The sequence below is a fragment of the Aurantibacter sp. UH7 genome (assembly GCF_056839165.1).
Genome location: NZ_CM166388.1, coordinates 1,418,543 through 1,431,617 on the forward strand (window position 1 = coordinate 1,418,543; position 13,075 = coordinate 1,431,617).

Below are 13,075 nucleotides of genomic sequence, written 5' to 3' on the forward strand. Positions count from 1 at the left end.
GAAGTAAACAACTTAGCATTCAAATAAAACTAAATTACATTATGAATACAAAATCTAATTATTTCTCATTGTCTAACTTAACTATTATCTTTTTATGCCTAGCAGGGCTATGTCAAAGTTGCGAAACAAAAGACAAAAAAAATAATACCAAAATAGAAACATTAATTTCACAAACCGAGATTGATATCGACAAGGCAATTATAGGTGCGTATAAAGTATGGTTTCTTAGTAAAGGTGGTAAACCAGATTTTTCAAATTTTGAAGGCTATTATGAATCCACAGCAATATTTCAAGATATTATGCAAGACTCAATAATAGTATCACCCATATCGGAAAACGTTGAAGGTTTCAAAAATGCTTTTAATGCTAGACATATTTTTTCTTTTAATGAAAGAGAAATTGGTTCCGAAACTACATATTTTGGAAATACCGCGCATCGAATCAGTTATCATATTTATCATACGAATTCGGACTCAATAACCAATCGAGGAGTGAACAGTATTCAACTAGTATATACAAATGGTAAATGGAAGATACAATCTATTTTGCGTCAATCTGAATCGGATAATTATCAGCTTCCTAAAAAGTATGATTCCTTTAAATAAGTATAAATTAGTCTTGAAGTGAAAAAGAAAATATAAACTTAGGATCAAATTATTCCTAGATTCAGCTAAATACGATATAATCAAAAAGTTAGAAAGATAAAAGACACTACCTCGGGTAGAGGCCCAGTCTACCATTTATGGGTTCACAATTCAATTACTATTATTAAGCCAAATTCTTGATCTAGGTTTCATTTTTAGCGCACCTAGTTCGATATCCACCTTTTGATTGGTAAAGGCATCTAAAAATCCATTGTTTTCAAACCCATTTAATTGAATCGCTTCTTCTGTCTTATTATAATTGTGCAATATTATGCCTCCATTTTCCATCGGTTGGATGGTGATTCTGGTTGGACCATTAAATTTAAATGGTAATTGTTTATTGAAAACATCACGAATAACATTAGCCCAAGAAGTTGGCAAATCCAGCAAACCTAGTGGACGTGGGCTAAGCAAAACTTCTCCAACAGCCTTGAAATCTGCCTCGGAAAACGTATGAGAATTTAACATAAATAGGTTTCCGTCTTTGTTTTGCGTCAAAAAAGGAATGATGCTATTGCCCGATTTAGCTTCTAACATCACTCTTGCATTTTTAATTTCCACTGCTGCCTCCAAATCCAATGACCTTTCCAAATTAGTTTCACTTCCTTCTAAAATTATTTTCTCAGCACGAATTACTTCGACTTCAGGTTTCACGATACCCGCCAATTTGGCAAGTTTCCCTTTGTCATCTACATTTGCCAAAAAACCAGCAGTCATAATAATTCTTTTTCCCTTTTTATACGATGCAATCACCTTACTTACAATTTCAGGGTCCGAAGCAGCCTGTGTTGGTAAAAAAATAGTTTCTGAGTTTTCGGGATAGTAGGCTGTAGGTAACAATGGTATCCCAAACATGCCAATAAAATCCATAATATATAAATCACCTCCAGCATCACTACTTGAAGGTTTATACCCAGCAATTCCATGAATTGGAGAAGTCTTTACAGCTTTGGCAAGTCTTATTAATTTTTCAAAATCCATCCGCAGCAAATGATGACCAGGATGCCCATTTACAAAACTTGTATAATTGAAAATAACTAATTCATTTGCACCTGCAAGCACAGATTGGTAGGCCTGCTCTACAAAATCTAAAGCATCGCAATCACCATGATCAAACCAAGCTCCCCCAATTTTTTTTCCCGCAATAGATTTAATCCAGCTATAATTTACAAATCCCTCGTAGGGTTGTACAAATCCAAAACGTTGTGTGTATTGGCCACGGGTTTCGGTGCCAACCCATACTTCATCAAACAATTTTGGCCCACTATCAACATCATACCCAAACATATGAAAACGATCGTACCACTGTGGGTATTTAATAATCATATGAATATCAGGATTAACAGACTTCGCTGGTTCTATAAAAATAGATGTTGCTAATTTAGTCAGCAATTGTCTTCTGTATTCAGACCAACTGCGATCTCCCTTTGCAGCCTTTGATTCTAGGCTGACATCACCAGTACACAAAAAGTCATCAACTATAAATGTATCAAAAATGGGTGCTGCGTCTAACATCACTTTCTTCATATCTTGTTGTGTCTTTGGATTCTGCCAATTAAACCAACCAAGACCTCCCTCTGCCTTTACCCCAATATCACCCCCAGGCACAGTGGCAATTCCGCCAACTACTTCAAAACCATTTTGATTAAAATATTTTGTAACCTCGGTCAACAAACTTGGAGAGACGACCAAGCCTCCTCGGTAAACCTCAATATAAACTTTGGTAATTCCATTTGCCATCATTAATGAAATAGCTTCCCTTCTGCCCTCAGAAGTTGAAAGCAATCGCTCTACGGAATGTGCTGTGATGTAAACGCTCAGTCTTAAATCATCTTGATTTTCTTTAGCAAAGCGAAAATTTTCGTCCATTTGCGCACTTACTTGCGAAGAACTAAAAATGAATACTATTAAAACTACTGCAATCAATCTACTAAAAAAATCGTTGGAAGAAATCATTTATAAAAATAAAGGTTAGAAAAAAATAGTTTATAGCAACCTTTAAATATACAATGTAATACAATCGGAGTTCTCTCCTATATTGCTTAAAACAACTAGAAATTTACCTTTATTAAGCATTAATCTTATACCCGATCTAAGGTAAAATTAGAATGCGTATCAATTTGAGCCAAAAGTTCTTCTCGCCATTCCGAAATTTGTTTATCCTCTAACTCAAAAATAGATTTAAACTCAGAAAGTATAGGTTCCATAAGAGTTCGAACACTATCAATATCAAAATACAATCGACCTGTTCTACGGATAAAGAAATCCATTGGAGTTTGTATCATTTCAAAATCGATTCCGAAACGCAACTCTGCTTTCGCCATTCGTTCGTAGATGTCTTTTTCTTTTAAAGTAGCAAAAGTATCAAAAATGGTTTCTGTTTGTTTCCCATAATTGGTAACTAAAAACCAAGCATCATGTTTTGTAAATCCATCTGGTTTTAAACGACTATAAATCTCGTCGATATATTTCTTAACATGTTTGGCCTTTTTAAAATCTACATTTCCACATAGTGGAATTTTATCTGTTGCACATTCTTTTAGTTCTGCACCACCGTCCTCTTCTATCTTTTTGGAAATACGGTTTACAACTCGTTCTGCCATTTTGCGATAACCTGTTAACTTACCACCTGCAATACTAATTAAGCCTGTATTAGAAGTGAAAATTTCATCTTTTCTAGAAAGCTCAGAAGCAGATTTTCCCTCTTCATGAATTAAAGGTCGCAGTCCCGCCCAAGAAGAAATAATATCTTCCATCTCTAAGTTTATTTTTGGGAACATATGATTTACAGCAGACAACAAATAAATAGCATCTGCTAAGTCGATATCTACATTATCTTTATCCTTATTAAAATTGGTATCTGTAGTACCCACATAAGTTATTTTACCGCGCGGAATTGCAAACATCATTCGTCCGTCGGGCACATCAAAATAAACAGAATGTTTTACGGGAAGTTTCTCATACGGAAAAACCAAATGCACACCTTTGGTTAAATGCAACTGCTTTCCTTTTTTAGAATTGTTTTTGCTACGCAACTCATCAACCCATGGGCCAGCAGCACTTATTACATATTTCGATTTTATTTCATAATCTTCACCAGTAATACCATCTTTAATTTTTACTCCGGCTACTCTTTCGTCAACATAAACAAAATCGGTAACCTCAGCATAATTTAATGGCACCGCCCCAAACTGCAGACTAGTTTTTATATTTTCAATAGTTAAACGAGCATCATCGGTTCTATATTCAGCATAATACCCAGCCCCTTTTAATATTTTTTTCGGAAGTAAGGGTTCTAATTTCATTGCTTCCTTTTTTTCTAACATTTTCCGCTTATCATCACCAGTAACCTGTGCTAGAATATCATAAACTTTTAATCCAATAGAAGCCAACCACTTACCGTAAGACCCATTTTCAATTAGTGGTAGTAACATCTTTTCAGGTATCACTAAATGTGGAGCTAGTTTATGTACAATTGCACGTTCGGAACCTACCTCTTTAACCAACCAAAAATCGAATTGCTTAAGGTAACGAAGCCCACCATGAATCAATTTTGTCGATTTACTACTTGTGCCAGAGGCAAAATCACCTTTTTCAACTAGGGCAACTTTCAGTCCTCGAGAAGCAGCATCTAAGGCAATACCACCACCAGTAATACCACCACCAATAACAACAAGGTCGAATTCTTCATTTGCTACTTTTTTTATAGTTGCAGTTCTATTTAGGTTTGAAAAGGGTATGTTTTTCATGATATGCATCTTATTTTATTAAGCTAAGAATTACAAAAGCTGAATTGAATTAGTCTAATTCCCATCCTTTCGTACGTTTGACGGCTTTTTGCCATTTTCCATACAATCTGTCACGTTTTTCTTCTTCAAAAGTAGGTTCAAAAATTTTATCTAAGGCTCTTTTTTGATTGATATCGCTTTGTTTCCACATTCCAACTTCTATTCCTGCTAAAAAAGCAGCTCCCATAGCTGTCGATTCAATTACTTTCGGTCGGTGAACCTCACAGCCCAAAATATTTGATTGAAACTGCATTAAGTAATTATTAGCACAAGCGCCACCGTCTACTCTTAAATTAGCCAATTCAACACCCGAATCTTCTTGCATGGCATTCAATATATCTTTGGTTTGATATGCCAACGATTCTAACGTAGCCTTTGCCAAATGCGCTTTACCAGTATCTCGTGTTAGTCCAAAAACAGCTCCACGAGCATACATATCCCAATATGGCGCGCCAAGACCAGCAAATGCCGGTACAACGTATACCGAGCTTTCACCAGGTACAGATTCTGCTAATGCTTCTGTTTCTTTAGCATTCTTTATCAATTTTAATCCATCTCTAAGCCATTGAATTGCTGCTCCAGCGATAAAAATACTACCTTCTAGCGCATAAAAAACTTTACCATCTAGACCGTAAGCTATAGTAGTTAATAAACCATTTTCAGAGAATTGTGGTTTTTGCCCAGTATTCATTAACATAAAACAGCCAGTACCATAGGTGTTTTTAGCTGTGCCTTTCTCAAAACAAGCTTGACCAAATAAAGCAGCTTGTTGATCACCAGCAATACCAGCAATAGGAATTTTTACACCTTCATATTCATAATCACCAAAATGATGTGAAGAAGGACTAACCGAGGGTAACATACTTTCAGGAATTTCTAATTCCATTAAAAGCTTTGTATCCCATTCTAATTCAGATATATCATAGAGCATGGTACGAGAGGCATTCGTATAATCGGTTACGTGATTCGCACGTTTGGTCATATTCCAAACGAGCCAAGTATCTACAGTACCCATTATTAAATCACCGTTTTCAGCTTGTTCTTTTGCGCCAGACACATTATCTAAAATCCATTTTACTTTGGTAGCAGAGAAATACGAATCAATTACTAAACCTGTGGTTTTATTTACATAATCTGATAAACCACGTTCTTTTAAATCTTCACAAATATTTGCAGTCCGTTTATCTTGCCATACAATTGCATTGTAAACAGGCTCACCAGTATTCTTATTCCACACCAATGTAGTTTCACGCTGATTTGTTATTCCAATACCTTTTATTGATGTTGGATCTACATTCTGATTATGTAATAATTGCTTTAAAACAGCTATCTGTGAACCCAATATTTCTTTTGGATTATGTTCTACCCAACCCGGTTTTGGAAATATTTGCGGGAATTCTTGCTGCTCCATTGCAACAATATTTCCTTCAGAATTTATAAGTAATGCGCGACTACTTGTCGTGCCTTGATCAAGCGAAACAATATACTTTTCGGCCATGGTTGAATTGTTTTAGAGGTATCCTACCAAATATAACGGTTAAAGTGCGGATTCAAAAGTGTAATATCACTCAATAATAAAATGTACCACAGCCTCATTTCCTAAAGCATCAACAACAGTTATTTTACGATTACCTGTTGGAGCTACAACACCCTTTTCATGAAATTGTACTGTTTCCCCAATAAACCGCTCATCTAAATACCAGTATACTACTGTTTCTGGTTTCGGATGTGCCAATTTAACCGCTAGTTCATTAATACTACCATCAAAGTTCTTTGGTAATGTAATCTTGCTTCCATTCTTAGGATAAATAAATTCTAATGGTGAAACATCCGTTGGCTGACAATTATCTCTTAAAGGCGGAAGTATTCTATAGGTTGGATGATTTTTACGGTAGTAAAACTCCATTAATGGTGGAAGAACAAACCAAGATTCTGTGACGGAATTTGATAAATCTACACAGGACGAATTCACTCTAAACTTGCGGTCAACATCTAATTGAACAGAACGATGATATTTACAGACTTGTGCAAAATTTTCTTTATTTGGAATCTCGATAATTTTCTTTGGGCAAATTTCAGATGCCAAAAATCCGCTCTCTTCGCAAATAGTAATTTCTGAAAATTCGTCTAAAGGTTTTTGAAACCATTCTGAATCGGGTAGCACATCAAAAACATCAAACAAAATAGGAGCAGCACTTGTAACACCGGTCATATTTGGTCGCCCTTCACCATCAGCATTACCTACCCAAATACCAACCACGTAGTCTTTTGTCACTCCAATAGACCAAGCATCTTTATTACCAAAACTAGTGCCTGTTTTCCAAGCGATTTCTTTAGATGAATCATAAAACTTCCATGATTCATTACCTTCTGGGCGGTTAACTTCTTTCATAGCCTCAAATGTGAGATAAATGCTACCGGCATCGAAAATAGTTTTTTCAATCGATTTATTTCCATAATCAACCACCTGGTCTTTTTTAAACACTGGTTCTACAAATTCATTTTCAAAATATTCACTAGAAGTAATATTGAAATGATTGATAGTTGATGCCATTGAAGCATAAGTCTTACACAAATCCCAAAGGCTAGTTTCAGCTCCACCTAAAATTAATGTAAGTCCATAATGATCAGCCTGCTTATTAAGTCCGTGAAGCTTAAAAAAGTTTAGTTGATCTCTAAATTTATCGAGTCCATATTGTTGCAATAACCGAACCGCCGGTATATTTAAAGACCGCGCTAACGCAGTTTTGGCCTTTACTGCTCCACTGTAATCTTCGTTAAAATTTTCAGGAGTATACCCCGCTATTTGCGTAGGCACATCGGCGATCAACATATCTGGCAGCAATTCACCAGCATCCAACATGGCAGCATACAATAGCGGTTTTATAGTACTACCAGTACTACGATTCGCTTGAACCATATCAACATCTTTTTGATGTTCTTTTATAGTTGGTGCATTTCCAACATAAGACAGTACTTTTCTAGTCTTTACATCTAAGACTAATGCTGCAATATTATGAACCTGATTTTGCGATAATTGCTGGTAGTGTTTTTTAACAATAGCATTTACATTCTCTTGTAGCATAACATCTACAGTAGTGCGAACTCTTTTCCCTTTATTTCGTTTTGCAGTGTATTGCACCAAATGATTAGCCAATTTAGGCAACGTAAAAGGTTTTTGTGGTAATGTTTCAAGAAGTGCAAGTTCATAAGTAGTGCTATCAATTATCGCTGTAGCAAAAAGCTTTTTGAGCAAACGGTTTCTTTTGTGCAAAAGTCGCTCTTGATTTTTACCCGGATAAATCAAACTAGGGGCATTAGGTAACACAGCTAAGGTTGCAGATTCTGCCCAAGATAATTGTCGTGGTTGTAAGCCGTAATAGCGCCATGCAGCTACTTCTAATCCCACCACATTACCACCAAAAGGGGCATGACTTGCATATAATTTTAGAATATCATCTTTAGAATGGCGAAATTCCAATCGCGTCGCCAAAATAAGTTCTACAAATTTTTCGAAATACGATCGCTTTTTACCTTTTCTAGAAAGTCGAATTACTTGTTGGGTAATAGTACTTCCGCCACGCACTGTTTTACCGGCAGAAATATTTTCTCCAATTGCTTTTACCATTGAAACAGGATTAAACCCCGGATGTTGATAAAAATGGGCATCTTCAAACTGTAATAAACACGTCTTAAACTTACTTGGAATACTATCTACCAAAGGAAAACGCCATTGTCCATCTTCCGCAATTTGAGCCCCTAAAAGTTGCCCATTATTACTTTCTATTACCGTTGCAGTCGGAGAGACAAATAATTCTTTTGGAAGACAGAAATAATATGCAATCATTATAATTGCTAAAAGCACTAGTTTTTTGGGATGCTTTTTTAATCTTGAAATAATACTAAACCCAAAAGAATTCTGAAGATTACCGTTTAAATTCATATTCACGTTCCACTAGACAAATGCGAACCTTATAATAAGAATAAAAATCTTTGATGCCCTTTTCTTGAGCCAACAAGTGTTCTGTATTAGCTTTCCAATTTGCAATAGCGGCTAAACTTTCCCAATAACTAATTGAGATTCCGATTTCATCCCTAGCAGTTTCAAAATCAATGTACCCCGGTTCTTTTTTGGCTAATTCATCCATTCGCTGCGCCATTTCAGAATAACCCTCAACATTATCTGTTAATGTAGAGGTGAATATTACTGCGTAATATGGTTTTTTCGTTTCCAAAATTTTTTCTTAGTTAATGTATTTCTTCTCTATAAAGTAATTTACAATAGCTTCTTTCATTAATACCGATTGTTCACCTGCTTTTAATGTTGGCAATTCTTCTTTAACTATGTAGTGCGGCCATCCTTCTTCATCAAAGTAATCAAATTCATAATATCCATAGGGCTCTAACAAGCGACAAATAGAAATATGCATAAGATCAAGCTTATCATCTTTTTTATACTTTTTATGGTATTGACCTAATTCTTGTATTCCCACTAAATAAATAATGGCATCCAATTCTAAAACATCTCCATCAGCAAATTGTATGGATAGCTTTTCTACCAATACTTCCCAGCGTTCTTTTAATTGTACGTCTCTAGACATTAAAACTAAATATTCAAATGAAATTTGTCTTTGCATGCGTGCAAAGCGAATTCAAAGGTACAAATCAAAAAGCTATATTTGTTGTATGAATTTTTTAGATATTATTTTAGGAATACTATTGGTTTATGGCCTATACAAAGGGCTTAAAAATGGTCTTTTAGTAGAGCTTGCTTCAATAATCGCATTGATTGCTGGAATTTACGGAGCTATTCATTTTTCGTATTACGTTGGCGATTATCTATCTGAAAATATGAACTGGGATGAGCGTTATATAAGTAATGCTTCATTTGTAATAACATTTATACTAATAGTAATTGCGGTAAATATACTTGCAAAACTATTAACCAAGGTTGCTAATTTTGCTATGCTCGGCCTTCTTAATAAAATTGCAGGCGCACTTTTTGGAGCACTTAAAGTAGCAGTTATTCTAGGTGCAATTTTAGTTTTTATCGAACGCGCAAATAGTTCTTTAGGTTTAGTTAAAAATGAAAATGTACAACAATCTGTATTATACGAGCCAATTAAAGAAATTGGTGTTTTTATATTTTCTAAGGTTTTAAAAAAGGAAGAAGTATCCGAATCATCAGAAGTATAAAATTCTCTACTAGCAAAAAGCACTTTTAATAATTTGCAATTCTCGCAGCTGTCTAAAGTTGTGAAATAATTACACATTTTGTTATAAAATACTACAGAAATACACAACAGCATAAATTCATTTTATTTTTAATACGCTGAAAATCAGCGATTTTATTTTTTTGAATATTGATGGCACATTATTTTCAAGTAGGTTAAACAATTAGTAATAACAGTTTAATTTAAAATATTTGAATTATGAAAAAATTAATTTTTACAGCAGTATTCGCATTAGGTAGTTTCGCAACATTTGCTCAAGAAGCAGCAACTGAAGCTCAAGAAACAGCAACTGAAGTTGTTGCTCAAGATAATTTTTCTGAAATTTCAGTTGAAGAAGTTCCTCAAGCTGTATCGGATATGATTGAAGCTAGCTACCCGGGTGCAACAATAAATAAAGCAGAGAAAAACGATGAAAACCATTATAAATTAGAGGTTGCTTTAGAAGACGGAACTGTAGGATCTTTAACTCTTGATGAAGAAGGTAAAACTATTGAGTAGTTAGTTAGAATATATAAATTGATATGGTATTCAATCCATACTGATTTAGAAAAAGGAATCGTTTTCGAACGGTTCCTTTTTTTTTGTTCAAATTTTTAAAAATCCTTTTGTTTAATGTTAACTTGTTATTTACAAATTAACAGCTATCCTACTTTTAAATTGATTCAGGTAAATCAACATACTAAGAATGATTAATGATATTGCAATGGGGCCTGAATAAAATCTATTGATATTTATTGTCAATAACTTTCCACAAAAATCTAAGAGTTATCCTAAATTCTGTAAATTGTAAGATAACGGACTACTTCAACTTGCCAGTAATATATTTTCACGTTCAAAGTATTATCCATCCTTTTGCTTAAAAAAAGGTAAGGCTAGCTTAAGTACAGCATCGTACTTTGATACCATTGACTATGAACTTCAATATTTATAATACTCTTATTCTTTCTGGGGTACTGCAAGGACTCATTTTTTTTGTTGCTATAATTTCCAATAAAAAATATCGAGGTAAGGCCAATTATTACCTGGCTCTTACAGTACTTTTTTTAAGTATAAGCAATCTCAATTATTATGCTTGGGATGTTGGACTTATGAAAAGTATTTCCATTTTAGTTTTTCTACATATTCCATGGGCATTAATCTTAGCTCCCTGCTTTTATCTTTATGTTCGACATTCAGTTAGGCCCACAATGTCAATAAGCAAAAAACATGAAAATACATTCGCATTATTCTTACCCTTTATCTTAATATCTCTAATTATTTGGGGCATTCGACTTTATTCTTTGGCATTCGACAAGCCCGATATTATCAAGAGTATATACTATTTTTATTTGGAGCTTTTAAATTTAACCGCAATCGTAATTTCCGCTATAACTTCCTTTAGATTGTTGAACAAATTTCGTGCAGCCAAAAAAAAAATGCCCGAACATTATATAATTAAACTCGGTTGGTTACGAAAAATGCTGATACTCTCTTGTCTAATTATTATTTGTTGGGTTATTTTAATCGTTATTGACATGACCTCCGATATTAATAATCAAGCCCTTTTCTACCCTTTATGGTTATTTCTAACCTTATGGATTTATTGGGTGGGTTATACTGGAATTTACCAGTCGAAATTGGCTAAAGAACGATCCGAAATAAGACAAGGAATAAAAGCGATAAAAATTTCATCTAAGGAAAAGTCACTTAAAAAAAATGGCACCAAAGAAATGCAGCATTACAATGAAATCATCATATTATTAAAAAATGAACAGATTTATACAAATCCCACCTTAGGTCTACAAGATATAGCCGACAAACTTAATATTTCTCCCAATTACGTATCAAAAATTGTAAATGCCCAGGCCAATATAAGTTTTACAGACCTTGTCAATCAATATCGGCATGAAATGGTTAAAGAACTATTAGAAGACACAAATTTCAAAAACTTCAAAATTATGGCGATCGCACTAGAAGCTGGGTTCAATTCAAAATCTAATTTTTACAAATATTTTAAATCAATTGAGGGAATAACACCAACCGATTATCGTAAAAAAATTCAAAAACCGTCCTAAATTCATCAATTTGTAAGATACTGGACAAGAACAACCTACCTAAAAATACTTTCATAATAATGGATCCGTTTTTGAGGGAAATCAATAAGCTCATAAGTATAAATCATATGCTATACGAGTTAACCTTTAAAACATTTTTATCATGAAAAACAAAATTTTACGTATTCTAGGTGCAACCAGTCTAGCGTTATTTATTAGCAGTGCTATAAGTTGTAGTGTCGAAGATGGTGTCGACGGTATAAACGGAATCAACGGCATCAATGGAGTAGATGGTTCAGACGGGCAAGATGGAACCAATGGAACCGATGGATTAAATGGAACTGATGGTTCAGATGCAATTGGTCTTGAAGAATTCACAAATTATGGTTCAATTGAACTTCGGGTTCAAGGTATCCGACCAGACAGCGTTGCGTTTGACTATGAAACGAAACTCGATTTTATTTCTCCTGAATTAAACTACAACAGTTTTGAAGCAAAAAATACAAATCTTGAGTTTAACTTTTTAAGACTATTACACTCACCCAATGTTGATGAAATAAACGGCATTAAGATTAATCTAGATGTCAATGATGCGGATTTATCATCTCAAAACTTTGATTTAGGAATTGAGTTTTCAGACTTTACCATTTTTTCTGATGACTTAAAATACATTACACTATATAATTCTCACTCTGGGACAATCAACAATACTGGTAGGGTTGCAAATAATGTAGCCAATATTTCTACAGTGAGCGATTATAGTTTTGATGATACCACAAACAATTTGAAATTTTCCTTTACGATGGATATTGACAGCACCAACAGTGAAACTGGGCATGATTTAAGCATAGAAGGTGACATTGATGTCATCGTATTTGAAAATGTTGGCTCGCAAGATTAGCAACTCCAAAATAATTTTAAACGAAAATACACTATGCCTCTTAGATAAATCTAAGGGGCTTTTTAATTTAATTTTATTAAGTAAATTTTGTGTATTTATCCACCCGAACCATTATCTAAGGATATAATAAAATGCCAATCTAGGCATCCAATTATCAAAAAAACAAAGACAAGAAAAACCAGTGTGGGAAAGAAAAACCTTTTGGCATACTCGTTACTTTTAAATGCGGTTAAATAAAACAAAAAAAGGGCAACCACCAAACTCAGAATACTTGTAAAATAATACAAAGGTTTTTCTGCCTTGTCAAGTTCAGTTAAATACCCATCGGGAAAACCTTTGGTGTTAGCATCTAAGTATAATAATACTGCAATTAATATTAAAAAGGCAATAAGTACATAAACAAATATTTTGCGTTTTGTGTTTAGCATTAAGGAAGTATTATTACCTAGTTAATATTTAATTCTTCATCAAAACC

12 protein-coding genes are annotated in these 13,075 nt (G+C 34.1%); 5 read left to right on the forward strand and 7 right to left on the reverse strand.

From position 1 onward, the window contains the following. The first annotated feature begins 41 nt into the window (after window positions 1–41). Window positions 42–605 (forward strand): hypothetical protein, encoded by a 564-nt coding sequence (locus UH7x_RS06115; protein ID WP_482362835.1) that lies wholly within the window; start codon window positions 42–44, stop codon window positions 603–605. 150 nt (window positions 606–755) lie between these two features. Here UH7x_RS06115 and UH7x_RS06120 read toward each other — a convergent pair whose 3' ends face one another. The 6 genes from UH7x_RS06120 to UH7x_RS06145 form a co-directional block, all read right to left on the reverse strand. Next, window positions 756–2,600: a hypothetical protein gene (locus UH7x_RS06120; protein ID WP_482362836.1), complete on the reverse strand. Its 1,845-nt coding sequence runs from the start codon at window positions 2,598–2,600 to the stop codon at window positions 756–758. Window positions 2,601–2,725: 125 nt separating this feature from the next. Next, a complete protein-coding gene (locus UH7x_RS06125; protein WP_482362837.1) occupies window positions 2,726–4,393 on the reverse strand; it encodes a glycerol-3-phosphate dehydrogenase/oxidase in 1,668 nt (555 codons plus the stop codon). 49 nt (window positions 4,394–4,442) lie between these two features. Further along, the gene (gene glpK / locus UH7x_RS06130) at window positions 4,443–5,930 is read right to left on the reverse strand and encodes a glycerol kinase GlpK (RefSeq protein ID WP_482362838.1); all 1,488 of its coding nucleotides are present in this window, start codon (window positions 5,928–5,930) and stop codon (window positions 4,443–4,445) included. 66 nt (window positions 5,931–5,996) lie between these two features. Continuing rightward, the gene (pbpC, locus tag UH7x_RS06135) at window positions 5,997–8,375 is read right to left on the reverse strand and encodes a penicillin-binding protein 1C (protein ID WP_482362839.1); all 2,379 of its coding nucleotides are present in this window, start codon (window positions 8,373–8,375) and stop codon (window positions 5,997–5,999) included. Next, entirely contained in the window at window positions 8,359–8,667 is a 309-nt protein-coding gene (locus UH7x_RS06140; RefSeq protein WP_482362840.1) for an antibiotic biosynthesis monooxygenase family protein, read from the reverse strand. The genes pbpC and UH7x_RS06140 overlap by 17 nt, the downstream gene beginning before the upstream one ends. A gap of 9 nt (window positions 8,668–8,676) precedes the next feature. Next, entirely contained in the window at window positions 8,677–9,033 is a 357-nt protein-coding gene (locus UH7x_RS06145; protein ID WP_482363585.1) for a hypothetical protein, read from the reverse strand. Window positions 9,034–9,118: 85 nt separating this feature from the next. Here UH7x_RS06145 and UH7x_RS06150 point away from each other — a divergent pair, with 85 nt between their 5' ends. The 4 genes from UH7x_RS06150 (at window position 9,119) to UH7x_RS06165 (ending at window position 12,600) form a co-directional block, all read left to right on the forward strand. Continuing rightward, complete coding sequence (locus tag UH7x_RS06150) at window positions 9,119–9,628, forward strand: CvpA family protein (protein WP_482362841.1); 510 nt, start codon at window positions 9,119–9,121, stop codon at window positions 9,626–9,628. Between the two features lie 236 nt (window positions 9,629–9,864). Further along, complete coding sequence (locus UH7x_RS06155) at window positions 9,865–10,164, forward strand: hypothetical protein (RefSeq protein WP_482362842.1); 300 nt, start codon at window positions 9,865–9,867, stop codon at window positions 10,162–10,164. A 413-nt stretch (window positions 10,165–10,577) separates the two neighbouring features. Continuing rightward, window positions 10,578–11,720 (forward strand): helix-turn-helix domain-containing protein, encoded by a 1,143-nt coding sequence (locus UH7x_RS06160; protein ID WP_482362843.1) that lies wholly within the window; start codon window positions 10,578–10,580, stop codon window positions 11,718–11,720. A gap of 142 nt (window positions 11,721–11,862) precedes the next feature. Continuing rightward, complete coding sequence (locus UH7x_RS06165; RefSeq protein WP_482362844.1) at window positions 11,863–12,600, forward strand: hypothetical protein; 738 nt, start codon at window positions 11,863–11,865, stop codon at window positions 12,598–12,600. A 95-nt stretch (window positions 12,601–12,695) separates the two neighbouring features. On the opposite strand, the gene UH7x_RS06170 is transcribed toward UH7x_RS06165, so the two are convergent. After that, window positions 12,696–13,028, reverse strand: coding sequence for a hypothetical protein (locus UH7x_RS06170; protein WP_482362845.1), 333 nt, complete (start codon window positions 13,026–13,028; stop codon window positions 12,696–12,698). Between the last annotated feature and the right edge of the window lie 47 nt (window positions 13,029–13,075).

What these genes read in the sequence shown, in the direction of transcription:
- UH7x_RS06165 (WP_482362844.1), top strand. Translation starts at nt 11,863, where the DNA reads ATGAAAAACAAAATTTTACGTATTCTAGGTGCAACCAGTCTAGCGTTA.
- UH7x_RS06155 (WP_482362842.1), top strand. Translation starts at nt 9,865, where the DNA reads ATGAAAAAATTAATTTTTACAGCAGTATTCGCATTAGGTAGTTTCGCA.
- UH7x_RS06145 (WP_482363585.1), bottom strand. Translation starts at nt 9,033, where the DNA reads ATGTCTAGAGACGTACAATTAAAAGAACGCTGGGAAGTATTGGTAGAA.
- UH7x_RS06150 (WP_482362841.1), top strand. Translation starts at nt 9,119, where the DNA reads ATGAATTTTTTAGATATTATTTTAGGAATACTATTGGTTTATGGCCTA.
- UH7x_RS06120 (WP_482362836.1), bottom strand. Translation starts at nt 2,600, where the DNA reads ATGATTTCTTCCAACGATTTTTTTAGTAGATTGATTGCAGTAGTTTTA.
- UH7x_RS06160 (WP_482362843.1), top strand. Translation starts at nt 10,578, where the DNA reads ATGAACTTCAATATTTATAATACTCTTATTCTTTCTGGGGTACTGCAA.
- UH7x_RS06115 (WP_482362835.1), top strand. Translation starts at nt 42, where the DNA reads ATGAATACAAAATCTAATTATTTCTCATTGTCTAACTTAACTATTATC.
- pbpC (WP_482362839.1), bottom strand. Translation starts at nt 8,375, where the DNA reads ATGAATTTAAACGGTAATCTTCAGAATTCTTTTGGGTTTAGTATTATT.
- glpK (WP_482362838.1), bottom strand. Translation starts at nt 5,930, where the DNA reads ATGGCCGAAAAGTATATTGTTTCGCTTGATCAAGGCACGACAAGTAGT.
- UH7x_RS06170 (WP_482362845.1), bottom strand. Translation starts at nt 13,028, where the DNA reads ATGCTAAACACAAAACGCAAAATATTTGTTTATGTACTTATTGCCTTT.
- UH7x_RS06125 (WP_482362837.1), bottom strand. Translation starts at nt 4,393, where the DNA reads ATGAAAAACATACCCTTTTCAAACCTAAATAGAACTGCAACTATAAAA.